General features: G+C 36.0%; 24 protein-coding genes and 1 tRNA gene. 13 read left to right on the plus strand and 12 right to left on the minus strand.

What is annotated here, in order from left to right; translation table 11 throughout:
* The 8 genes from HAV12_RS05720 to dnaA form a co-directional block, all read right to left on the minus strand.
* Entirely contained in the window at positions 1 to 336 is a 336-nt protein-coding gene (locus HAV12_RS05720) for a septum formation initiator family protein (protein WP_132038129.1), read from the minus strand.
* Positions 337 to 487: 151 nt separating this feature from the next.
* Positions 488 to 1,096: a uridine kinase gene (gene udk, locus HAV12_RS05725; RefSeq protein WP_132038112.1), complete on the minus strand. Its 609-nt coding sequence runs from the start codon at positions 1,094 to 1,096 to the stop codon at positions 488 to 490.
* Positions 1,097 to 1,350: 254 nt separating this feature from the next.
* On the minus strand, positions 1,351 to 2,232 hold the full coding sequence (locus HAV12_RS05730) for an SDR family oxidoreductase (protein WP_171568819.1): 882 nt from the start codon (positions 2,230 to 2,232) through the stop codon (positions 1,351 to 1,353).
* Positions 2,233 to 2,309: 77 nt separating this feature from the next.
* Positions 2,310 to 3,437, minus strand: coding sequence for a methionine aminotransferase (locus tag HAV12_RS05735; protein WP_171568820.1), 1,128 nt, complete (start codon positions 3,435 to 3,437; stop codon positions 2,310 to 2,312).
* 47 nt (positions 3,438 to 3,484) lie between these two features.
* On the minus strand, positions 3,485 to 3,910 hold the full coding sequence (locus HAV12_RS05740) for an energy transducer TonB (protein WP_171568821.1): 426 nt from the start codon (positions 3,908 to 3,910) through the stop codon (positions 3,485 to 3,487).
* Positions 3,911 to 3,931: 21 nt separating this feature from the next.
* On the minus strand, positions 3,932 to 4,645 hold the full coding sequence (locus HAV12_RS05745; protein ID WP_171568822.1) for an SAM-dependent methyltransferase: 714 nt from the start codon (positions 4,643 to 4,645) through the stop codon (positions 3,932 to 3,934).
* Between the two features lie 87 nt (positions 4,646 to 4,732).
* Positions 4,733 to 5,200 carry a low molecular weight protein-tyrosine-phosphatase gene (locus HAV12_RS05750; protein ID WP_171568823.1) on the minus strand — a complete coding sequence of 156 codons (468 nt, stop codon included), beginning with the start codon at positions 5,198 to 5,200 and terminating at the stop codon, positions 4,733 to 4,735.
* 9 nt (positions 5,201 to 5,209) lie between these two features.
* Positions 5,210 to 6,637 (minus strand): chromosomal replication initiator protein DnaA, encoded by a 1,428-nt coding sequence (gene dnaA, locus HAV12_RS05755; RefSeq protein WP_171568824.1) that lies wholly within the window; start codon positions 6,635 to 6,637, stop codon positions 5,210 to 5,212.
* Between the two features lie 186 nt (positions 6,638 to 6,823).
* On the opposite strand from dnaA, the gene HAV12_RS05760 reads away from it, so the two are divergent.
* The gene (locus tag HAV12_RS05760) at positions 6,824 to 7,228 is read left to right on the plus strand and encodes a thioesterase family protein (protein WP_132038107.1); all 405 of its coding nucleotides are present in this window, start codon (positions 6,824 to 6,826) and stop codon (positions 7,226 to 7,228) included.
* A 31-nt stretch (positions 7,229 to 7,259) separates the two neighbouring features.
* Here the strand turns inward: HAV12_RS05760 and HAV12_RS05765 are convergent, their stop codons facing one another.
* The 3 genes from HAV12_RS05765 to ribD form a co-directional block, all read right to left on the minus strand.
* Complete coding sequence (locus HAV12_RS05765; protein WP_171568825.1) at positions 7,260 to 7,892, minus strand: YigZ family protein; 633 nt, start codon at positions 7,890 to 7,892, stop codon at positions 7,260 to 7,262.
* A 172-nt stretch (positions 7,893 to 8,064) separates the two neighbouring features.
* Entirely contained in the window at positions 8,065 to 8,667 is a 603-nt protein-coding gene (locus HAV12_RS05770; protein ID WP_171568826.1) for an HAD family phosphatase, read from the minus strand.
* Positions 8,660 to 9,709: a bifunctional diaminohydroxyphosphoribosylaminopyrimidine deaminase/5-amino-6-(5-phosphoribosylamino)uracil reductase RibD gene (ribD, locus tag HAV12_RS05775; protein ID WP_171568827.1), complete on the minus strand. Its 1,050-nt coding sequence runs from the start codon at positions 9,707 to 9,709 to the stop codon at positions 8,660 to 8,662. Before ribD ends, HAV12_RS05770 begins: the two co-directional genes overlap by 8 nt.
* 94 nt (positions 9,710 to 9,803) lie before the next feature.
* On the opposite strand from ribD, the gene HAV12_RS05780 reads away from it, so the two are divergent.
* Together HAV12_RS05780 and prmC are read left to right on the plus strand one after the other, a co-directional pair.
* Positions 9,804 to 10,301, plus strand: coding sequence for a GNAT family N-acetyltransferase (locus HAV12_RS05780; protein WP_171568828.1), 498 nt, complete (start codon positions 9,804 to 9,806; stop codon positions 10,299 to 10,301).
* Between the two features lie 74 nt (positions 10,302 to 10,375).
* Positions 10,376 to 11,230: a peptide chain release factor N(5)-glutamine methyltransferase gene (gene prmC / locus HAV12_RS05785; protein ID WP_171568829.1), complete on the plus strand. Its 855-nt coding sequence runs from the start codon at positions 10,376 to 10,378 to the stop codon at positions 11,228 to 11,230.
* Between the two features lie 102 nt (positions 11,231 to 11,332).
* Here prmC and HAV12_RS05790 read toward each other — a convergent pair whose 3' ends face one another.
* Positions 11,333 to 12,577, minus strand: coding sequence for an ABC transporter permease (locus tag HAV12_RS05790; RefSeq protein WP_132038101.1), 1,245 nt, complete (start codon positions 12,575 to 12,577; stop codon positions 11,333 to 11,335).
* Positions 12,578 to 12,778: 201 nt separating this feature from the next.
* Here HAV12_RS05790 and hisS point away from each other — a divergent pair, with 201 nt between their 5' ends.
* From hisS to HAV12_RS05840, 10 genes are all read left to right on the plus strand, one after another.
* On the plus strand, positions 12,779 to 14,206 hold the full coding sequence (hisS, locus tag HAV12_RS05795) for a histidine--tRNA ligase (protein ID WP_171568830.1): 1,428 nt from the start codon (positions 12,779 to 12,781) through the stop codon (positions 14,204 to 14,206).
* 288 nt (positions 14,207 to 14,494) lie between these two features.
* Positions 14,495 to 14,565: transfer RNA gene (locus HAV12_RS05800), tRNA-Trp, on the plus strand.
* Between the two features lie 390 nt (positions 14,566 to 14,955).
* Positions 14,956 to 15,534, plus strand: a complete 579-nt coding sequence (locus tag HAV12_RS05805) for a nucleotide exchange factor GrpE (protein WP_171568831.1) — start codon at positions 14,956 to 14,958, stop codon at positions 15,532 to 15,534.
* An 81-nt stretch (positions 15,535 to 15,615) separates the two neighbouring features.
* The gene (gene dnaJ / locus HAV12_RS05810; protein WP_132038098.1) at positions 15,616 to 16,725 is read left to right on the plus strand and encodes a molecular chaperone DnaJ; all 1,110 of its coding nucleotides are present in this window, start codon (positions 15,616 to 15,618) and stop codon (positions 16,723 to 16,725) included.
* Between the two features lie 164 nt (positions 16,726 to 16,889).
* Positions 16,890 to 17,810 carry an ABC transporter ATP-binding protein gene (locus tag HAV12_RS05815; RefSeq protein WP_171568832.1) on the plus strand — a complete coding sequence of 307 codons (921 nt, stop codon included), beginning with the start codon at positions 16,890 to 16,892 and terminating at the stop codon, positions 17,808 to 17,810.
* 97 nt (positions 17,811 to 17,907) lie between these two features.
* Entirely contained in the window at positions 17,908 to 19,224 is a 1,317-nt protein-coding gene (locus HAV12_RS05820) for an ABC transporter permease (RefSeq protein WP_171568833.1), read from the plus strand.
* Positions 19,225 to 19,312: 88 nt separating this feature from the next.
* On the plus strand, positions 19,313 to 20,476 hold the full coding sequence (locus HAV12_RS05825) for a sigma-54 dependent transcriptional regulator (protein WP_171568834.1): 1,164 nt from the start codon (positions 19,313 to 19,315) through the stop codon (positions 20,474 to 20,476).
* Positions 20,477 to 20,651: 175 nt separating this feature from the next.
* Positions 20,652 to 21,317 (plus strand): DEAD/DEAH box helicase, encoded by a 666-nt coding sequence (locus HAV12_RS05830; protein ID WP_132038094.1) that lies wholly within the window; start codon positions 20,652 to 20,654, stop codon positions 21,315 to 21,317.
* 77 nt (positions 21,318 to 21,394) lie between these two features.
* Positions 21,395 to 21,613 carry a putative signal transducing protein gene (locus tag HAV12_RS05835; protein WP_132038092.1) on the plus strand — a complete coding sequence of 73 codons (219 nt, stop codon included), beginning with the start codon at positions 21,395 to 21,397 and terminating at the stop codon, positions 21,611 to 21,613.
* 86 nt (positions 21,614 to 21,699) lie between these two features.
* Positions 21,700 to 22,503, plus strand: a complete 804-nt coding sequence (locus tag HAV12_RS05840; RefSeq protein ID WP_171568835.1) for a Cof-type HAD-IIB family hydrolase — start codon at positions 21,700 to 21,702, stop codon at positions 22,501 to 22,503.
* The last annotated feature ends 1 nt before the right edge of the window (position 22,504 follow it).

Below are 22,504 nucleotides of genomic sequence, written 5' to 3' on the forward strand. Positions count from 1 at the left end.
TTATTCTTTAGTATCTTGAATGGTGTCTCCTTCAAATTGAATGATGTATATGTCTTCGCTGTCTTTTTTCATAAAGTACTTTTCGCGGGCATATTTTTCTATCTGTTCCGGATTTTTCAGTTGTTTGATTTGTTCCTGATCTTTTTTAATTTCCTCCTGATAGTATTTTTTATTGTCTTCGAGTCCGTTGATCTGATTGTCTAAAAAGCGATGATCAAAATAGGAATAGTTGTCTAAAAATAACATCCAAACGACAAAAAACAGTAATACCCAAACATATTTATTGCCCAGGAATCTGAACCAGGATTTGCCTTTATACGGATTTGTTAATTTAATTTTCACTTTAAACGATTATTTCTTTATGGTTTGACTGGTCTTTTTAGCCCCGATAGAGCCGATATCCTTTTGCCACTGTGGACCTAAAAAGATAAAGGCGAAAGCGGGTCCTGAAAGCTATCGGAATTATGGAATAAATTTACAATAAAAATTATGAAATTCTCTGATTTATTACTGCCCGGACTACATCAATGGCAACGGTATTGTATTTATCGTTTGGTATAATGATGTCTGCAAAACCTTTTGATGGCTCTATAAATTGCTCATGCATAGGTTTTAAGGTGTTCTGGTAACGTGTCAGGACTTCATCTATATCACGTCCTCGTTCTGAAATATCACGTTTCAAACGACGGATTAATCTTTCATCAGAATCAGCGTGAACGAATATTTTAATATCAAAAAGATCCCGAAGTTCCGGATTTGTTAAAATTAAAATCCCTTCAACAATCATTACTTTTCTGGGATGTGTAGAAACGGTATCGTCGGTTCTGTTGTGTTGTATAAAGGAATATACGGGCTGATCAATTGTTTCTCCCGCTTTTAGCGCTTTTAAATGTTTTACCAATAAGTCAAAATCTATAGCACGCGGATGATCAAAATTAATTAATGCTCTTTCGTCAAATGATAGATTAGTGGTTTCCTTATAGTACGAATCCTGTGAAATTACCCCCACTTCTGTGTCCGGTAATTCGTTCATGATTTGGTGTACTACTGTTGTTTTTCCACTTCCTGTTCCTCCTGCAAGTCCAATAATGAGCATAAATTTGTTGTTATATATTTGTTTGGCAAAAATAATAATTTAAGTGGATTGTGTAACATATTATGTATTTAAACCATATAAGTAATATAAGTAAATGTAAGCAGTCGGATATTTAAAGAAAGGAATACTTCATTGAACTTATATTACTTATATGGTAAAAAAATAAAAAAAATCCCGACAGAAGAACCGTCGGGATTTAGTGCAATCAGTATAGTTTTTTGAAATATTCTGAATTTAGTAAGCACATTATTTATTTACTTATTCTTTTTTGCTTTTATCATCATTTCAAGCTGATCCCAAAGTTCTTCGGGAATTGCTTCCAATAAATTGAATTGTCCTGCGCCTTTCAGCCATTCACCACCGTCAATTGTAATCACGTCACCGTTTACATAAGCAGAAAAATCAGAAACCAGATAAGCAGCCAGATTGGCCAGCTCCTGATGATCACCTACACGTTTCAATGGCACTTTTTTGGCCATATCGAATTTTTCGGCTAAATCTCCGGGCAGTAATCTGTCCCATGCACCTTTTGTCGGGAATGGCCCTGGAGCAATTGCGTTAGAACGGATTCCGTATTTTGCCCATTCTACAGCAAGACTTCTTGTCATGGCCAAAACTCCAGCTTTTGCAGTTGCACTTGGTACTACGTATGCAGAACCGGTCCAGGCATAAGTGGTAACAATATTCAGAATGGTAGCTGATGTCTGTTTGGTGTCAATCCAGTGTTTACCAAAAGCGAGTGTACAGTTTTTAGAACCTTTAAGTACGATATCTATAACAGTATCAAATGCATTTGCAGATAATCGCTCTGTTGGTGAAATGAAATTTCCGGCTGCATTGTTCAAAAGAACATCTACTTTACCAAAAGTTTTCAAAACTTCCTGAAGCATGTTTTCTACTTCTTCATAATGACGGACATCACACTGAACCGGTAAACATTGCCCGCCAGTTTCACTTTCCAGCTCAGCAGCAGTAGTTTTTAGCTTCTCTAAGTCCCTGGAAGTAATCGCTACCTGAGCTCCTAATTCTAAGAAATATTTAGTCATTGCTTTCCCTAAACCACTTCCGCCGCCTGTAACGACAATGACTTTACCCTTTAAAGCGTCATCTCTTAACATTTTATCTGTATAGCTCATATTTTTTTCTTTTTATTACAATATTAAATAAATAAATAGGATGCACGCATAATAATGTTATAAAATTTTGATAAACTTTATATATTACCTAATTTTTTAGCAGCAGATTCTAGGGTAAAATCGTCTTTGGCAAAGCAAAAACGGATTAATTTCTGATCTTTATGGTCGGAGTAAAAAGTAGAAATGGGAATCGCAGCAACACCATGATTGGTGATTAGTTTTTTACAGAACGTCACATCGTCTTCATTTGAAATATTCGCATAAGAAGCCACCTGAAAATAAGTTCCTTCACATGGTTTCAATTCGAATCGGCTGTTTTGAAGCAGTTTTTGAAAGTAATTTCGTTTTTCCTGATAGAATTTTCCCAGCAGGTTTACATCAACAATCTCTAAATATTGGCTGATGGCAGCCTGCGAAATACTGTTGACACTAAAAACCAAAAACTGATGTACTTTTTTGATTTCTTTCATCAGATATTCCGGGGCAACAGTGTAACCAATTTTCCAGCCTGTAATGTGAAATGATTTTCCAAAAGAAGAAACCATGATACAGCGATCCAAAAGGAAATCTTTGGTATGGGCCGAAATGTGTTTTTCTTCGAAAGTGATATATTCGTAAACTTCATCTGATAATACCAGAATTTCAGGATATTTTGAAAGTAATTTTTCCAGTTGCATAAAATCAGCTGCTGTCAAAATTTTCCCCGTTGGATTATGCGGATTATTGATGATAATCATTTTTGTTTTTGACGAGCAGGCTTTTTCGATTGTTTCCCAATTGGGCGTATAATCGTCGTTTAAAGCTACCCGAACCGGTTTTGCATTACAAAGAAGAACGGGAGATTCATAGGAATCGTAACTCGGATCTAAAATAATAACTTCGTCACCGGTTTTTACTAAAGCCAAAATCGTGGTAAAAATTCCCTGAGTAGCTCCGGCTGTAACCAGAATTTCGGTTTCAGGTTCAATCGTTCTGTTATAAGAATTCTGAACTAATTTTGCAATCTCATGCATCAATGGCGGAAAACCGGCCATTGGTGTGTATTGATGTACATTTTCTTTGGTTAATTTTGCCAGAATAGCTGTTAGCCTTTCATCAACAGGAAAATTAGGAAATCCCTGCGAAAGATTTATGGCATTGTATTCATTTGCCATTTTTGACATGACCGTAAAAATACTGGTACCGACGTTTGGAAGTTTACTCATGGAAAAGTTTATGGGTTGAAAACTTGTGAGTGAAATAGGAGAGAGGCTTATTTGATAGTGATAGAACCGCCATTTAAAGTTCGGACTTCTTTGCCATTTTGTTTGCCGGGATTCCATTTTGGAGCTAATTTTAAAACACGAATCGCTTCGTCTCCTGTTTTGAAACCAAGATCCCTTAATATTTTGATGTCACTTAAGGAGCCATCTTTTTCGATAATAAAAGTAAAATGGATTTTCCCTTTTAATGTTGGTTTGTCTGCGGGTTTTATAAAATTCTTTTCCAGAAAGTTGGTGAATTCAATACTGCCGCCCGGAAATTCAGGTTTTACATCTATTCCGTTAGTAGCATAAATGAGATTCTCATTTGCTGCAGTATTTGTTGTCTCTACAGCAGGTTTTCCACGTTCTTTTGTCGTTTGTGAAAATGTAAATTGTGCAAAACAAATCAAAATCAGGAATAGAAACTTTTTCATTACAGATGGTTTTAAGTTAGTTTACATTTTATGAATAATAAAAATAGTTGGTCGATTGTGCAAATCAACTTTCAATTTTTTCCAGTCAGAAACTCTCAGGGTTTTGATGAATTCGGTTGGCAATGTTATATCTGTCGCGATACAAAGATGTGTGGCAGGATTTAGAATCTGCAAAATGTCTTCGACCAATTTGTTATTTCTATACGGAGTTTCAATAAAAAGCTGAGACTGATTTTTATCCTGGGATAATTTTTCAAAATACTTTAACGCTGATTTTTTCTCGTCTTTGTCAATGGGTAAATAGCCATTGAATGTAAAACTTTGACCGTTCATTCCGGAAGCCATCATCGCCAATAAAATAGACGAAGGTCCAACCAGAGGAATTACCTGAATTCCTTTTTCATGGGCAAGCTTAACGATTACTGCTCCGGGATCTGCAACTCCGGGACATCCGGCTTCACTCATTAAGCCCATGTTTTTTCCTTCTAATAAAGGTTTGATGAAGTCTAAATGCTCGCTTGGTTCAGTACGTTTATTAAGGGTAAAGAGCACCAGTTCTGATTGCTTCTTTTCAGGATAAACGGCTTTTATTGATTTTCGGGCCGTTTTGTCGTTTTCAACAATATAATAATCGATAAGTTCGATGCTTCTTTTTACAGTTTGTGGCAAAACATCCATTGGGTCGCTTTCGCCCATTGTGGTTGGAATTAAATATAGTTTTCCCGGAAGTTTCATGTGCGTTTTTTTAAGTGATAAAACGGATTTTGTAAAAATAGAAATTTCTTTTCACGATTTCTTTAGGAAAAAGATGAAAAGAATTAATTAAGGATGTGTTTTGATTAGTTTTTCGGAAATGATTTCGGCAACTTCATCTAACATTTGGTATACAGTATCAAAACCATTTGCTGCTCCAAAATACGGATCCGGTACGTCTACATTTTCATTCGGAAATAATTCGTTTAAAATAAGGTAGACTTTATTTTTGTGCTCCGGAGTTTTGGCCAGATGAATAACATCGCGGTAATTGGAGTTATCCATAACATAGATATAATCAAATTCTTCAAAGTCAGCAGTTTTAAACTGTCTTCCTTTTTGATTGTCAATGCATAATCCGTTTTTCTGAGCGACTGCAATCGAACGTTTGTCGGGAGCATGACCTATATGCCACGATCCTGTTCCGGCCGAATCAACAATAAATTTACCCTGAGGTAATTTTGATGCTAAAATACCTTCGGCTAAAGGTGATCTGCAAATATTACCCAAACAAACCATTAAAATTTTTACTGGCATGACTCGCGTTTACAGCGTTAGTTTTTTATTGATGTCTTCGACAAATTTTTTGAATTGTTTGTCTGTAGAAACTAAATTGTCAACTGTCTTACAAGCATGTAATACAGTAGCGTGATCACGGTCTCCAATTTGTGAACCAATGTTTGCCAAAGAAGCCTTAGTGAATTTCTTTGCAAAAAACATCGCCAGTTGTCTGGCCTGAACGACGTGTCTTTTTCTGGTTTTTGACTGAAGTGTTTCAATATCCAACTGAAAATAATCAGATACAATTTTTTGAATATAATCGATAGAGATTTCTCTCTTTACATTTTTAACAAATTTCTCTACAACGCTTTTAGCCAGCTCAATGGTAACTTCTTTTTTATTGAAAGAAGATTGTGCAATTAAGGAAATAATAGCGCCTTCCAGTTCTCTTACGTTGGTTTTGATATTACGAGCCACATATTCAATAATATCTTCCGGAATTTCAACACCATCGCGATACAGAATATTTTTTAAGATTGAAATACGGGTTTCATAATCGGGCTGATGTAATTCAGCAGATAATCCCCATTTGAAACGGGATAATAAACGCTGCTCGATATCCTGCATGTCAACAGGAGCTTTGTCAGACGTTAAGATTACCTGTTTTCCATTTTGATGCAAATAATTGAAAATATGGAAGAAAACATCCTGAGTTCCTGATTTTCCGGATAAAAACTGAACATCATCAATAATTAAAACATCGATCAATTGGTAAAAGTGAATGAAATCATTACGATTATTCTTTTTTACCGAGTCAATATATTGTTGTGTGAAAATTTCGGCTGAAATATATAAAACCGTTTTTTCAGGGTATTTGTCTTTTACTTCAACACCAATTGCATGCGCTAAGTGTGTTTTTCCCAAACCAACTCCACCAAAAATCAATAATGGGTTAAACGAAGTTCCTCCGGGTTTGTTGGCAACTGCCATACCTGCGGAACGTGCTAAACGATTGGAATCTCCTTCAAGGAAATTGTCAAAACTGTAGTTCGCGTTTAATTGTGACTCAATTTTTAAATTTCTGATTCCGGGAATTACAAACGGATTTTTAAGTTCGGGATTTAAGTTTTTAAACGGCGCATCAACCTCTTGTAGTTTCATCGGCACTCTGTTGGCACTAGGCAGCTGTTCGGTAAACGGCTGTTTATTACCATAAGTGTTTTCCATTTTGATTTTATAGAGTAACTTTGCGTTTTTTCCCAGTTCTTTGGTAAGCGCAACTTTCAATAATTTAACGTAGTGTTCTTCTAACCATTCGTAGAAAAATTTACTTGGTACTTGAATATATAACGCGTTGTCGGTTAGCTCAACTGATTTGATTGGTTCGAACCAAGTTTTATAGGCTTGATCTTGAATATTGTCTTTTATAAAGGACAAACAGTTTTCCCATACCGATTGAGCAGTTTTAGTCATAGATTCAAATAAATTTTTTATTATTGATAAAGATTCTCCTAATAAAAAAGGAGCGATTTTATTCCGAATTTCGGGATAACAAATATGTGAACAAATTTCTGTAAAAAAAAATAAATTGGGCTCTAATTTTATAAAAAAATGTTGTAAGGAGACTTTTAAAAACTAAATTTTTTTAATATATAGATAATGAAAAATCATCAAACTCAAGTGCGGGTTCGCTACTCTGAAACAGACCAAATGGGAGTCGTATATCACGGAAATTATGTTCCTTATTTTGAGATAGGACGGGTGGAATGGCTTAGAGACAAAGGGATTTCCTATAAAATCATGGAAGAAAGCGGAATTGGATTGCCAATTGTTTCCATGCAGATTAATTACAAAAAATCGGCACGTTATGATGAACTGTTAACGATTCATACCACTTTCAAAAGCCAATCTTCTGTTAAGATTGAATTCGACTGCGAGATCTATAATGAAGCAGGCGAGTTATTAACAACTGCGGTGTTTATTTTAGTATTTATTTCGTTAAAATCAGGTCGGCCGACTGCCCCTCCGGATTATATTTTGGAGCTGTTTAAAACCTTAGTATAATTGTTAAAAATGGAATGGTTTTTATATCAATTTATATGATTTTGATGTCAATTTCAAACATTAAATCAAAAATGCCGAATACTGTTTCGGCATTTTTTTTTCGTGTTTTTATAGTTATTTTGCCAATTGGCAAGCCTGAATTTTGATCAATTTCCATTTCCTGAGAAATGATATCCAGTTTTTTTTCTTTAATAACGCGCATTACCTTATTCATGTTTTTGTAATCAAAAGAGATTAAAAACGGAATATCGATTGTTTTTTCGACAATCTCACAAACTTCAAGTGTCATTTGAGCTGTGGTTTTGTAAGCGGTAATCAATCCGCCAACACCCAATTTGACTCCGCCAAAGATCCTGACAACCACAACAAGGATATTAGTCAGTCCAAAAGATTGTATCTGCCCGTAGATTGGAGCGCCTGCGGTGTTGCCGGGTTCCCCGTCATCATTGGCGCGATAAGAAATTTTTGGAGCTACGCCCAATTGATACGCGTAACAAAAATGTACGGCGTGCGGATGCTGTTTTTTTAAAGTTTCAATTATGGGTTTTACTTCATCTTCATGTTCAATAGAAAAGGCATAGCCAAAGAATTTACTGCCTTTTTCTTTAAAAAGTACTTCTTCTGATTCAAAAGCTATGGTTTTATAGGTGTCGTTGTATTCCAAAAGTAAATTTTATAAATTATTTTTAATAGCTGGCTAATTAGTTAGCGTAAAAAAACAGCTAAATATTTTTTTGCCAGAGATTAAAGGATTTACACAGAGTATTGGCTAAACAAATTAACGATCAACAAAGAATCCTTTTAATCTTTAAATCTGTGGCAAAAATAAAGACTTGCTATAACAGGTGTTTGTCAAACAAGTCCACAACATCTTCTTTTCCTACCTGTAAGTTCCATACTTGGAAACCCAAAGCAGCAGCCGAATCCGTGTTTTCTTTTTTGTCGTCTACAAACAAAGTTCGTTTTGGAGATAACTCGTGTTTGTTGATTAAATATTGAAACGCATCAGCATTTGGTTTTCGTTTTCCAATTTCAAATGAAAAATAAACTTTTTCAAAACACTGGTAAAAATCGCTGTAAAAGGAAATGCCGCTTTTGTGTTCGAAAGTTTCAATATGAATGGAATCCGTATTACTCAATAAAAACAATCGGTACTTTTTAGAAAGCATTTGCAGAAATTCTAATCGGTATAACGGAAAATCAGCCAGAACAGCATTCCATGCTTCCAGGATTTCTTCTTTTGAAGCATTCGGAAGTTCTTTTTGGAAACCTTCAATAAAGTCATCGTGCGAAATATCACCCGTTTCAAATAAAAGATTCAGACGATCCAATTCAGTACTCCATTCTTTCAATCCTAATTTCCGGAATCCTGAAATAGTAGCCTGTTTGTCTAAATTGATAAAGATATCACCAAAGTCAAAAATTATAGTATCAATCATGATTTCTAATTTGTATTAGTTCGTCGTTTTCGATATTGATTTTGCCTGAAATTTTCCCGGATAAAACAGGAGCTTTTGTTCCTTTTTCGAACAAACTTTTTCCCTTGAAAATTCTTGCTTCATCCCAACTATTCTGATCTATAAAAGTTTGCAAAGTCTGCAAGCCACCTTCGATTAGTATAGATTGTATTTGATTTTGATATAAAACGTCCAAAATTTGCGGAATTATATTTTGATTAAAATCAATTACTGCAAAGTTAAGATTTTCTTTTTCGCTGACAATTTCAGATTTTGTAATTACAATCGTTTTAACACTGTTGTCAAAAATAAAACTGTCTTTAGAAATTCGGCTATTCTGATCCAGCACAACCCTAACCGGATTATTGCCGCTCCAATCGCGAACATTCAATTTCGGATTGTCGTCAATAACGGTTTGTGTTCCGACCATAATCGCTTGTTCCTCACTTCTCCATTTGTGTACCAATTGCCTGGAATACGTGTTGGTAATCCAAATCGGTTTTCGGTCCTGCTGTTCTGTTTTTTCAGGTGCTAAAAAGCCATCCTCGGTTTCGGCCCATTTGAGGATAATGTAAGGCCGTTTTTTTTGATGAAAAGTAAAAAAGCGTTTGTTGAGTTCGTTGCAATCTTCTTCCAGAACGCCAACGGTAACATTCGCTCCGGCTTCTATAATTTTTCTGATCCCTCTTCCTGCCACTTTTTCATTTGGATCAACAGTTCCGACTACGACATTGGGAATTTTATGTTCAATTATTAAATCACAACACGGCGGTGTTTTTCCAAAATGGCTGCAAGGTTCTAAGCTCACGTAAATAGTTGCCTTTTTTAATAACGATTTATCTTTTACAGATCGAATCGCGTTAACCTCCGCATGCGGTTCTCCGGCTTTTTTATGCCAGCCTTCTCCAATAATCCGGCCTTCGTAAACAATTACACTGCCAACCATTGGATTGGGATAGGTTGTTCCAAAGCCATTTTTGGCCAGCTCAATGCAGCGTTTTATGTATTTCTCCTCTATCTTCACCCTGCAAAAGTAGTTATTTTTGAGTTTACCGTCCAGTTAAGAAAACTATCGGAAAAGTATTTTTACTTTTGTAGTTATAAGACGAATAAAGAAAATGGAAAATTGGAGTATCAGAAGAATTGAAAAGGAAGACAATCAGGCCGTTGCTAAATTAATAAGAGCTGTTTTTGACGAAATGGAAATTCCGAAAACAGGAACAGCTTATGAGGACCCGTATCTGGATTTAATGTTTGAAGAATATAATAAACCGCAATCTGTTTACCTTGTAGTGGAAAATGAAGGCCGAATTGTCGGTTGTGCCGGAATCGCACCTTTAGAAAATGGATCAGCTGAAATTTGTGAATTGCAAAAAATGTATTTTTTGCCTGAAACCCGCGGTTTGGGAATCGGAAGTGTTATGATGGAAAAATGTTTGCAGCAGGCCAGGGATTTTGGTTTTAAGAAGTGTTATATTGAAACCATGCCCTTTATGCATGCCGCTCAAAAATTATATAAAAAATCAGGTTTTGAATATTTAGATGCCCCGATGGGATGTACCGGGCATAGTTCTTGCCCTGTCTGGATGCTGAAAGATTTACACGACAGAGTGTAACATTTTTTGTTGGTGTCGTACTTATTGTAGAATGCATCCGGATTTCGCTTAAAATTAATGCTCAAAAAAACAAAATGAGAATCAAACAATATCGGACTCAGTTTATACAGGAATTATCGCCTTTTTATGATGCATATGAAGCGGAGAGCTTTTTCTATTTAATTTTAGAAAGCAAACACAAACTGCGTCAAATTGACCTGGCACTCAATCATGAGTTAAATTTTAGTATAGCTGATTTAGTGTATTGGAGTTCAATTTTAGAGGAATTAAAAAAAGAAGTTCCAATTCAGTATTTATTGGGGAAAACGAATTTCTACGGAATGGATTTCGAAGTAAACGAAAATGTTTTGATTCCAAGGCCGGAAACGGAAGAATTGGTCGAATGGATTATTAATGAAAATGGAGGAATCGACAAGTCTAAACGTTTAAAAATTTTAGATATCGGAACGGGAAGCGGGTGTATTGCTATTTCTCTGGCAAAAAATCTCCCAAATGCAGAAGTTTACGCGATAGATATTTCGAAGAAAGCGCTTGAAACAGCCAGAAGAAATGCCATAAATAATAATGTTGAAGTCACTTTTATGTTTAAGAACATTTTAGAACTCGAGATGCTGGACTGGAATTTTGATATTATTGTATCCAATCCGCCTTATGTACGGAATTTGGAAAAAGAAGAAATAAAAAAGAATGTTCTGGATTACGAGCCTCATTTGGCGCTTTTTGTGGAAGATAATAACGCATTGATTTTTTACAAAAAAATTGCTGCTTTGGCTCAAAAGAACCTTTTAGAAAACGGACAGTTGTTTTTTGAAATTAATCAATACCTGGGTAAAGAGATGAATAGTTTACTTGAATCAATGAACTTCAGGAATATTGAATTGCGCAGAGATATTTATGACAACGACAGAATGATGAAGGGGAGTCTTTAGTTTTTTAGTCTCAGTTTTCAGTCTCAGTCGCAGTGCACTGAAATAACTGTTCACTGAGACTGTTCACTGAGACTGTTCACTGAGACTGGAAACTATAAAAAGTTACTCATAACGTAACGCTTCAATAGGGTCCAGTTTCGAAGCTTTGACAGCGGGATATAACCCGGAAACAATGGCGACCATAAAACTTGTTGCAAAAGCGGCAAAAATGGCCATCCACGGAATTACAAAAGCAAAGCCCATTGCGGATGAAAAGGCAAAACCAACTAAAATCCCCAGCACAATTCCTACTAGTCCACCAAGCTGACCAATTAATAATGTTTCGATAAAGAACTGAGTGGCAACTGTTATTCTCTTAGCACCAAGAGCTTTTCGGACTCCAATTTCACGTGTACGTTCTGTAACCGAAACAATCATGATATTCATTAAAGCAATTGATGACCCTAAAATGGTAATGATGCTGATGATCCAGGACGCCCAGCCTAAGTATTTCGTTATTCCAAGAATTCGGTTAATTAAATCATCACTGCGGCCAATACCAAAATTATTGTCACGAACCGGACTTAATTTGCGTACTCTTCGCATAGTACTCGTAGCGTTGTCAACGGCTTCGTCTAAAAGTTCTTTTTTGGAAACCATGACACTCATGGTGTAATTAATATTAGGTGCCGTAAACAAAGAACGCGCTACCTGAATCGGAATTAAAACACGTAAATCCTGACTGTTTCCAAATGTGGATCCTTTTTCTTTTAAAACTCCGATAACTTTAAAACGGGCTCCGCGAATGGAGATTATTTTATCAATCGGATTGATATCTTTCAGTAAACCTTTTTCAAAATCAGATCCTACAATACAGGAATACGTATTGTTCTCAATATCGAACTGATTGAAACTGCGTCCCGAACTAATTTCTAAACCGGAATTGCTTATAAAATGCTCGTCGACCCCTAAAATGCTAATTTCCGGATCTGTTTTCTGATCTGAATATTTTACTTCTGCTTTTGAAGTCGCTGTAAAGGAAAGGGATGTTTCCGAAAAAGGATATTTGTATTTGTTTTTAAAAGCTACAGCCTCAGGATAGGAAATAATCGGATTGATGACTTCACGTTCATTACCTCCACGATTTTTAACCGTGTTTTCGTATTGATTAATATTGAAAGTATTGGCCCCCATTGAGGCAAAATTGGTCGAAATGGTATTTTCCAAAGCCGTAACTACTGTCAGGATTCCAACCAAAGCCGTAATTCCGATAGCGATAATTAAAACGGTAAGAATGGTACGTAATAATTGTGTTTTGATGGAACCAAACGCAATCCGGATATTTTCTTTGAATAATTTTAGCATCATGAACAATTTGTCACGAAAATACGTTTTTTGTTACAAGTTTGTTTTCGAACTGGCATTATTTATTTTAAAAAATAAGATATTTGCACTCGATTTAGAATTAGAGAGAAATCTAAAAATCTAAAAAAATGCAATAATCCAGGAAGTTTAGTTTCAGATTTTAAAGAAAAATCGAATCATCCAAAAATCTAAAAATCTAAAAAAATGGCTTCAAAACCAACTATACCACAAGGAACAAGAGATTTTTCGCCTGCAGAGGTGTCAAAACGTCAATATATCATTCAGGTTATAAAAAACAATTTTGAGAAATTTGGTTTTCAGCCTATCGAAACACCTTCCTTTGAGAATTCAGATACCTTAATGGGTAAATATGGTGAAGAAGGGGATCGCCTGATTTTTAAGATTTTGAATTCCGGTAATTTTTTCTTCAATAAGACAAAAATCGAATTGCCTGAATCCCTGGAGCAATTGCAATTGAATTCTGCTGAAACAATCGATCTTAGCCAAAGAATTGAACTGAATAAGTTTACCGGAAAAATATCCGAAAAAGCGTTGCGTTACGACCTGACAGTTCCGTTTGCGCGATATGTGGTGCAGCATCAGAATGAAATTGAATTTCCTTTTAAAAGATATCAGATTCAACCGGTATGGAGAGCCGACCGTCCGCAGAAAGGCCGTTACAGAGAGTTTTTTCAGTGTGATGCCGATGTTGTCGGTTCAAAGTCTTTATGGCAGGAAGTAGAACTGGTTCAGTTGTATGATACCGTTTTTACCGCTTTAGGTCTGGAAGGCGTTACCATAAAAATCAATAACAGAAAAATATTATCCGGAATCGCGGAAGTAATTGGAGCTTCGGATAAATTAATCGATTTTACCGTAGCTTTAGATAAGCTGGATAAAATCGGTGAAGACGGTGTGAAAAAAGAAATGATCGAAAAAGGTATTTCTGAGGAAGCACTAGTAAAAGTGCAGCCGCTTTTTAGTTTTAGCGGGACTTTTGCAGATAAAATCAATCAGCTTTCCACTTTACTGGTTTCATCGGAAGAAGGAATGAAAGGAGTGGAAGAATTGAAGTTTATATGTGACAATGTGGCTACTTTAGGATTGTCAACCGCAACTTTGGATCTTGATGTGACCCTGGCCCGTGGATTAAATTATTATACCGGAGCCATTTTTGAAGTGGCAGCACCTAAAACAGTTTCGATTGGTTCTATCGGCGGCGGCGGAAGATACGATGACTTAACCGGTATTTTTGGTTTGAAAAATATGAGTGGTGTTGGAATTTCCTTCGGATTAGATCGTATTTACCTGGTTTTGGAAGAACTTCAATTGTTCCCGGAAACCGTTGCAGCAACTTCTAAAGCGTTGTTTGTCAATTATGGTGATGCGGAAGCTTTGTATGCTTCACAGGCGATTCAGAAACTGAGAAAAGAAAATATAAAAGTAGAATTGTATCCTGACAATGTAAAAGTCGGGAAACAGTTTCAATACGCTGACAAACGTATGATCCCTTTTGCAGTCATTGCAGGCGATCAGGAAATTGCGGCTAATTTGTACTCGCTTAAAAATCTGGTTTCAGGCGAACAAATTTCAGTTGACTTTGAAGGATTGAAAAACGCTTTGTTAGGCTAGTTTTGAGTTGTGAAGTTTTTTTTGCCACTGATTTTACAGATTAAAAAGATTTTTTTTGCCACGAATTGCACAAATTTTCACAAATTTTAAATGTTGTAAAATCAATTTTTATAAAATTTTACTTTTTTATTTAAGCCATTAATCAGTTTACGAACTAGTTACGCTGAAATAATAATTCGTGCCAATTTGTGGAATTCGTGGCGAACGATAAACAAAAGAAAAAACGCTTTAAATCTGCCTGAAATAGTTGCCGGGGAAGAAAAAATACTTTTAATTTGCGGCCTAGTTACGGGCGTAGTTCAAGGGTAGAATAGCGGTCTCCAAAACCGTTGATGGGGGTTCGAATCCCTCCGCCCGTGCAATTTTTTTACCGCAAAGAACCCAAAGATTTTTATAAAGTTAAAAGTAAAAAACTTACCGTTCTTTGCGGTAAATTTTTTTTTCTCAAAAAGCATAAAAAAAAAGCTTCGTCTGAAAATAGGCGAAGATTTTTTTAATATAAGGTAAACTTGAATTAATAATTATTTATGAAGCCGAGGCCAACCCTTAAATTCAATTTTGATAGTAATACTATAGTTACAATTTGGAATCCAAATATAGTTCAAACTAAAACGTAATAGTCTTAAAATTATACTAAATTTTCCAGCGCTGTTTTTTAGTTTTTTAAAGGATTGCATTTTAATAAAGTGACAATTTGACATTTTAAAACATTTGGCAGTACTTTTGCAATCCAACACAAAGAATAAAAAATGAAGTTTAAAAATATTTTTAAAAATAAAAGTAATATGACTACGGAAAATACAGAGTTCGATCAGGAATTAGATGACGTAACGTTAGAGAACAATGCCAACGGTGAGCAGTTAATTGTTGAAGAATTAAGTGTTGAAGAGCAATTGGCTCAGGACTTGGCAAAAGAAAAAGATAAGTTCTTGAGATTATTTGCCGATTTTGAAAATTACAAAAAAAGAACTTCAAAAGAACGAATTGATTTATTTAAAACAGCCAACCAAGAAGTTTTGCTGGCAATGCTTCCTGTTTTGGATGATTTTGACAGAGCTATTGTAGAAATCAATAAGTCTGATGACGAAATCTTATTAAAAGGAGTAGAGTTAATTCATGACAAACTGAAAAGTACTTTAGTAGCTAAAGGTTTAGAGCAGGTTGAAGTTAGAGCAGGTGATGCTTTTAATGCTGATTTTGCTGAAGCCATTACGCAAATCCCTGCACCTTCTGATAAGCTTAAAGGTAAAATTGTTGATGTAATCGAAAAAGGATACAAATTAGGAGACAAAATTATTCGTTTCCCTAAAGTGGTTATCGGAAACTAAAAAAAATACAGACAATATTCTGAAAGTCAATTTTTTAAGTATTGGAATTTGGAATTTTTGATTTGGAATTTAACCTAAATTATGAAAAAAGATTTTTACGAAATACTTGGCATTTCAAAAAATGCTGACGCTGCCGAAATTAAAAAAGCATATCGAAAAAGTGCATTGAAATATCACCCTGATAAAAATCCGGGCGACAAAGAGGCAGAAGAAAACTTTAAACTGGCGGCAGAAGCCTATGAAGTTTTAAGTGATCCGAACAAAAAAGCGAAATACGATCAATACGGACATCAGGCATTTGATGGTTCCGGAGGATTTGGCGGTGGTCATGGTGGTATGAATATGGATGACATTTTCAGCCAGTTTGGTGATATTTTTGGAGGTGGATTTGGTGGATTCAGCGGAGGCGGAGGTGGCCCTCGTCGTGCTAAAGGAAGTAATCTTAGAATTAAAGTGAAATTGACTTTAGAAGAGATTGCAAATGGTGTTGAGAAAAAAGTAAAAGTAAAACGTAAGGTTCAGGCCAAAGGCGTTACCTATAAAACGTGTTCGACCTGTAATGGTCAGGGGCAGGTAATGCGTGTGACCAACACTATTTTAGGAAGAATGCAGTCTGCGTCAACTTGTCCTACTTGTGGAGGTTCCGGCCAGATTTTAGATAAAAGACCATCTGAAGCAGATGCACAGGGAATGGTGCAGGAAGACGAAACCGTTTCAATCAAAATTCCTGCTGGTGTTGTAGACGGAATGCAGCTTAAAGTTTCCAACAAAGGAAACGATGCTCCGGGGAACAGTATTCCGGGAGATTTAATTGTTGCGATTGAAGAACTAGAGCACGAATTCCTGAAACGTGAAGGTGAGAACGTTCACTTTGACTTATATATCAGTTTCCCTGAAGCGGTTCTTGGAGTTTCCAAAGATATTGAAGCAATCAACGGAAAAGTTCGTATTAAACTGGAAGAAGGTATCCAATCCGGAAAAATTTTAAGATTAAAAGGAAAAGGTATTCCAAGTATAAACGGTTACGGAAGTGGTGATTTACTGGTTCACGTAAATGTGTGGACGCCAAAAACGTTGAACAAAGAGCAAAAACAATTTTTTGAAAATGCTTTAAATGACGAACACTTTGTTCCAAATCCTGAAAAATCAGAAAAATCATTTTTTGAAAAAGTAAAAGATATGTTTTCATAACGACACTTTTTTTTCAAAATGTTTAAATACATATAAAACCCATCCCAATGTAAATATTAGGATGGGTTTTTTGCGTATTAATACGCAGATTCGCTTCGAATTATTTACTTTTACACACGAAGACCACAAAAGATCTAATTGACGCAGAAAATCCTGAAAACAGCATGAGCAACTTACTCGAAGTACATAAAGTCGTAAAACAATACGGTGATTATGTAGCGCTTAACGAAGTTTCATTAAATGTGCCCAAAGGCAGTATTTATGGACTATTAGGTCCTAATGGAGCTGGAAAAACATCTCTTATCCGAATCATCAACCAAATTACACTGCCCGATAGTGGTGAAGTAATTCTGGACGGAGAAAGACTGCAGCCCAAACACGTACAGACTATTGGTTATCTTCCTGAGGAAAGAGGTTTGTATACTTCCATGAAAGTGGGGGAGCAATGTTTGTACCTCGCCCAAATGAAAGGACTTTCTAAAGCCGAAGCCAAAATACAATTGGAATACTGGTTTGACCGCTTAGGAATTCAGGGCTGGTGGAACAAAAAGATTCAGGAGCTTTCGAAAGGAATGGCACAGAAAATTCAGTTTGTGGTTTGTGTACTTCATAAACCTAAATTGCTGATTTTTGATGAACCCTTTTCAGGTTTTGACCCTGTTAATGCCAATGTTATTAAGGATGAAATTTTAGCTTTGAAAGAGCAGGGCGCCACCATTATTTTCTCAACGCATCGAATGGAAAGTGTTGAAGAACTTTGTGATCATATTGCTTTAATTCATAAATCAAATAAGTTAATCGAAGGGAAATTGGTCGATGTTAAGCGTAAGTTCAAAACAAATAGTTTCGAAGTTGGAATACTGACGAGCAATGTCGAAGGCCTGATGTATGATATTACACAGAAATTTACCGTTTCGCCGGCAAGTTTTAAATCATTAAATGATGATCTAAAACTCGATATTCAAATAGGAAATGCGACGCCAAATGAATTATTACATCTGCTGACACAACGCGGGCAAGTGACGCATTTTGTAGAGAAAATTCCAAGCGTAAACGATATTTTTATTCAAACAGTAACGGAATAGATCTTTAGATCGTTAGACTTCTTAGATTTTTAGACTAAATCCGGGAAGCAAAAAATCTAACAATCTAAGAAGTCTAAAAATCTAACTAATCTAAAAAATGAGCATCATTTCATTAATTATAAAAAGAGAATTTATTGCCAAAGTCCGCAATAAATCTTTTGTTGTCATGACTTTTTTAAGTCCGATATTGTTTGTGGCAATTGCCGGTTTTATTGGTTATCTGAGTTCAATGAAAGCCGAAACCAAACGAATTGCGATTCATGATGAGACAGGTTTGTTTGCCGGCGATTTTGTAAAACAGAACAGGAAAGATGCAGAATATAAATACCTCAATCTTTCTGAAATTGATGTAAAAGCACTGAAAGACAGTATCACCAAGGAGAATTTCAGTGGTTTGATTATTATCCCTAAAACCGATAATTTTAAAGAGCTGGAAAGCAGGATCGACTATATTTCCAATAACAGTCCGAGTATTTCTTTTATAGAAAACACACAGGATGTCATCGCGTCAAAAATCACAAAAATTAATCTGGAGCATGCTAAACTGGATACTTTAGCCATTCAGAAAGCACAGGCAGAAGTCAATATTCATCTGGCGAAATCTTCCGGAGAAGAAAGTCTGAAAGGTCTGAACGAAATAAAAATCGGAATCGGAGGCGCATTCGGATATTTGATTATGATGTTTATTATCATTTATGGAAATATGGTGATGCGAAGTGTCATCGAAGAAAAAACAAACAGGATCATCGAAATCATAATTTCGTCCGTAAAGCCCTTTCAGTTAATGATTGGTAAAATCGTTGGAACTTCACTGGCAGGATTATTACAATTTATGATCTGGGCGATTATTGGACTGGGATTAATGTTTGCCGCTTCTGCTTTTTTTGGCGTAAATGTCGGGCCAACCGCCAGAATTTCACCGGAACTAATGCATTCTGCACAACAGGAATTATCAGGACCGGCGCAAATGTATATTGCCGAATTATGGAATTTACCAATTGCCAGTATATTAATTGGTTTTGTGGTTTATTTTATCGGAGGTTATTTTTTATACAGTTCATTTTATGCCGCCATTGGAGCTGCTGTTGACAATCAGACCGATTCTCAACAATTTCTTTTGCCTATTATCATGCCGCTTATTTTGAGTGTTTACATCGGCTTTTTCACTGTCGTGAACGATCCGCAAGGAACTATAGCAGTAGTATTTTCAATGATTCCGCTAACCTCACCAATTGTAATGCTGATGCGACTTCCGTTTGGAGTGCCGTGGTGGCAAATTGCGATTTCGGTATCATTATTGTTTGCTACCTTTTTCCTTGTAGTCTGGTTTGCCGCAAAAATTTACCGTGTCGGGATCTTAATGTACGGCAAAAAACCAACCTGGAAGGAATTATACAGATGGCTTAAATATTAACTTACAGTAACAAAGGTTCAAAGGCACAAAGCTACAAAGGTTTTAAACTTTGTACCTTTGAACCTTTGCAACTTAGAACCTCAAAAATATGAGTAAAATACTAATTATAGAAGACGAAGCAGCGATCAGAAGAGTTTTGGTGAAGATTTTATCAGAAGAAAACGATGCGTATCAGGTAGAGGAAGCCGAAGATGGTGTTGCGGGTCTTGAAAAAATAAAAAACAACGACTACGATTTGGTTTTGTGTGATATCAAAATGCCAAAGATGGATGGAGTTGATGTTTTGGAAGAAACAAAAAAAATAAAACCGGAAATTCCGATGGTTATGATTTCAGGTCACGGTGATATGGAAACGGCGATTCATACGATGCGTCTGGGGGCTTTTGATTATATTTCAAAACCACCGGATTTAAACCGTTTATTAAATACGGTTCGTAATGCCTTAGACAAAAAACAACTTGTCGTTGAGAATAAAATCCTGAAGAAAAAAGTCAGTAAGAATTACGAAATGGTGGGGGAAAGCGAGGCAATCAGTCATATTAAAGTAATGATTGATAAAGTAGCGCCAACCGAAGCCAGAGTTTTAATTACAGGCCCAAACGGAACAGGAAAAGAATTAGTAGCACATCAGTTACATGAAAAAAGCGAACGTGCTAATTTTCCTTTAATTGAAGTAAACTGTGCGGCAATTCCAAGTGAGTTAATCGAAAGTGAATTGTTCGGACACGTAAAAGGTGCTTTTACATCGGCAGTGAAAGATCGTGCCGGAAAATTTGAAGCAGCAGATAAAGGAACTATTTTCTTAGATGAAATTGGCGATATGAGTCTTTCGGCACAAGCCAAGGTTTTAAGGGCTCTTCAGGAAAGTATGATTACCAGAGTAGGAGCCGAAAAAGATATAAAAGTAGATGTCCGCGTGGTTGCAGCGACCAATAAAGACTTAAAAACAGAAATTGCCGAAGGTCGTTTCCGTGAAGATTTATACCACAGACTGGCTGTGATTTTAATTAAAGTTCCCCCATTAAATGAAAGACGTGAAGATATTCCGGCCTTGATTACGCATTTTACAGAGAAAATCGCATCGGAGCAGGGGAATGCTGTCAAAGTGTTTTCTGTGCAGGCCATACAATTATTACAGGAATATGACTGGACAGGAAATATTCGTGAGCTTCGAAATGTAATCGAAAGACTTATTATTCTGGGCGGAAACGAAATCTCAGAAACGGACGTAAAAATGTTTGCCACAAAATAGAAAAAGGGCAATATGCTTTAGGCTGTAAGCCATAAGCCAGAAAGTGAAAAAAAATAAAGTAATTGCATGGGGCCTACAGCTTATAGCTTAAAGCCTATAGCATTAAATAATAAATCAATTTGCTTATGGCAAGCAGCTTATAGCCTACAGCCTACAGCTTACAGCATTAAAAAAAATGAAACTAAAAAAAATAAACGAGAAGTTACAGGACGCCTTAATAGAAAACGGTCTGACAGAACCTAACATATTACAGAAAGAAACTTTTTCGACTATAAAAAGCGGTTCTGACTGTATTGTTCTTTCCCCAAAAGAAAGTGGAAAATCGACGACAATTGTTTTGAACGTCATTCAGCAATTGGCGGGTCAGGTAGAAGAATCACCAAGAGCTTTAATTATTGTAGAAGACAAAACCAAGGTATTGGAAATGGTAGAGCTTTTTGCGAAATACGGAAAATATACCAACCTTGAAGTATATGGTGTTCATGACAAAGGGGATATGGACTACGATAAAAACTATATTTCTACCGGAGTTGATGTTTTAATCGGAACGCCAAATAAATTGAGCGATATGTTTACGACTGCAGGTTATAATGTAAACCGTCTTAAAATGTTTATTCTGGATGATGCAGATCCGATTCTGAAATTGCGTCATGAAACTAAAATCATGCGTATTTCTAACAGTATCGCAAAAACACAACGTATTATTTTTGCAGAAGAATTAACAGAACGTATCGAAATTTTGGCTGACAAAATGTTACTGGAACCTTACCTTTTTGATATGGATGAAGAAGGTGAAGAAGAACTGGACGAAGAAGAAGATCAGATTGAAGAAGAGGAATAAGTCTCAGTCTCAGTTAACAGTGTTGGAATCAAGCGCTGTTATTAAAAAATAAAATAATTAATAAAAAATAAAATGTTATGGGATTAATGAAGGTATTTTCAGGAAGTGAAGTTTTAGCGATTGCCTTACAGCAAAGATTAGAAGAAGCAGGAGTAGAAACTGCAAAAAAAGATAATATCCAATCTGCAAGATTAGGTGGTTTTGGACAAACCGATTTGGCAGTAGAGGTCTTTATACAAGAAACCGATTTTGCAAAAGCAAATCCTGTTATCGAAGATTTCAGGATGAGTATCTAAAAGGCAGTTTTCAGTCTCAATTTGTCGAAGACTGAGAACTGAGACTGGGACTGAAAACTGAGACTGCGACTGAAAACTAAAGAAATATGCAATATAAAATGCTGGTGCTCGACATGGATGATACCTTGTTGAATGACGATCATAAAATTTCGGAATTAAATAAAAAAGTACTTATTGAGGCCCAGGCAAAAGGCGTTTACGTGGTTTTGGCTTCCGGTCGTCCCACTTCTGCAATGACTGCTTATGCCAAAGAATTAGAATTACATTTGAATGATTCGTTTATCATTTCATTTAACGGAGCTATTATTAGTACGGTAAAAGACGATCTTGTTTTATTCGAGCAAAAGCTAACGATCGAACAGATCCATGAATTGTACGATTATAGTGTGAAGATGAAAACGCACATTATTACCTATCTTGATAATGAAATTATCAGTGAAACCGATTCTGAATATATTGAAATTGAAAAAGAAATAACAGGATTGCCACATCGTAAAGTGCCAAGTTTCAAGGATGCCGTAAACAGACCGGCAGTAAAATGTATTTTATTGGAAGAACCTTCTTATTTAAAAAAAGTAGAGCAGGATTTAAAAATAGCAATGCCTCATTTAAGTATTGCCATGTCGAAACCTTTTTTCCTGGAAGCAGCACAAAACGGAATCGATAAAGCGGCGAGTCTGAAACTTCTGGCGGCTAAGCTCAATATTCAACAAAGTGAAATTATTGCAGTAGGAAATGCCGGAAACGACCTTACGATGATTGAATATGCCGGACTTGGCGTTTGGGTTGATAATGTAACCCCGGAATTACGCGAAAGAGCCAATCTGATTGTTGCTTCCAATAATAATGACGGAGTTGCTGAGGTAGTGCAGCGTTATATTTTAAATTAAT

The sequence above is a fragment of the Flavobacterium sp. CLA17 genome, assembly GCF_013112255.2.
Classification (GTDB): domain Bacteria; phylum Bacteroidota; class Bacteroidia; order Flavobacteriales; family Flavobacteriaceae; genus Flavobacterium; species Flavobacterium circumlabens.

Bases quoted from the DNA above. Each gene is read 5' to 3' on its own strand.
- dnaJ (WP_132038098.1), top strand. From the start codon at position 15,616: ATGAAAAAAGATTTTTACGAAATACTTGGCATTTCAAAAAATGCTGAC.
- HAV12_RS05840 (WP_171568835.1), top strand. From the start codon at position 21,700: ATGCAATATAAAATGCTGGTGCTCGACATGGATGATACCTTGTTGAAT.
- udk (WP_132038112.1), bottom strand. From the start codon at position 1,096: ATGCTCATTATTGGACTTGCAGGAGGAACAGGAAGTGGAAAAACAACA.
- HAV12_RS05770 (WP_171568826.1), bottom strand. From the start codon at position 8,667: ATGATTGATACTATAATTTTTGACTTTGGTGATATCTTTATCAATTTA.
- HAV12_RS05820 (WP_171568833.1), top strand. From the start codon at position 17,908: ATGAGCATCATTTCATTAATTATAAAAAGAGAATTTATTGCCAAAGTC.
- HAV12_RS05825 (WP_171568834.1), top strand. From the start codon at position 19,313: ATGAGTAAAATACTAATTATAGAAGACGAAGCAGCGATCAGAAGAGTT.
- HAV12_RS05760 (WP_132038107.1), top strand. From the start codon at position 6,824: ATGAAAAATCATCAAACTCAAGTGCGGGTTCGCTACTCTGAAACAGAC.
- prmC (WP_171568829.1), top strand. From the start codon at position 10,376: ATGAGAATCAAACAATATCGGACTCAGTTTATACAGGAATTATCGCCT.
- HAV12_RS05830 (WP_132038094.1), top strand. From the start codon at position 20,652: ATGAAACTAAAAAAAATAAACGAGAAGTTACAGGACGCCTTAATAGAA.
- dnaA (WP_171568824.1), bottom strand. From the start codon at position 6,637: ATGACTAAAACTGCTCAATCGGTATGGGAAAACTGTTTGTCCTTTATA.
- HAV12_RS05730 (WP_171568819.1), bottom strand. From the start codon at position 2,232: ATGAGCTATACAGATAAAATGTTAAGAGATGACGCTTTAAAGGGTAAA.
- HAV12_RS05815 (WP_171568832.1), top strand. From the start codon at position 16,890: ATGAGCAACTTACTCGAAGTACATAAAGTCGTAAAACAATACGGTGAT.
- HAV12_RS05750 (WP_171568823.1), bottom strand. From the start codon at position 5,200: ATGCCAGTAAAAATTTTAATGGTTTGTTTGGGTAATATTTGCAGATCA.
- HAV12_RS05735 (WP_171568820.1), bottom strand. From the start codon at position 3,437: ATGAGTAAACTTCCAAACGTCGGTACCAGTATTTTTACGGTCATGTCA.
- HAV12_RS05780 (WP_171568828.1), top strand. From the start codon at position 9,804: ATGGAAAATTGGAGTATCAGAAGAATTGAAAAGGAAGACAATCAGGCC.
- HAV12_RS05805 (WP_171568831.1), top strand. From the start codon at position 14,956: ATGAAGTTTAAAAATATTTTTAAAAATAAAAGTAATATGACTACGGAA.
- HAV12_RS05790 (WP_132038101.1), bottom strand. From the start codon at position 12,577: ATGATGCTAAAATTATTCAAAGAAAATATCCGGATTGCGTTTGGTTCC.
- HAV12_RS05740 (WP_171568821.1), bottom strand. From the start codon at position 3,910: ATGAAAAAGTTTCTATTCCTGATTTTGATTTGTTTTGCACAATTTACA.
- HAV12_RS05835 (WP_132038092.1), top strand. From the start codon at position 21,395: ATGGGATTAATGAAGGTATTTTCAGGAAGTGAAGTTTTAGCGATTGCC.
- HAV12_RS05745 (WP_171568822.1), bottom strand. From the start codon at position 4,645: ATGAAACTTCCGGGAAAACTATATTTAATTCCAACCACAATGGGCGAA.
- hisS (WP_171568830.1), top strand. From the start codon at position 12,779: ATGGCTTCAAAACCAACTATACCACAAGGAACAAGAGATTTTTCGCCT.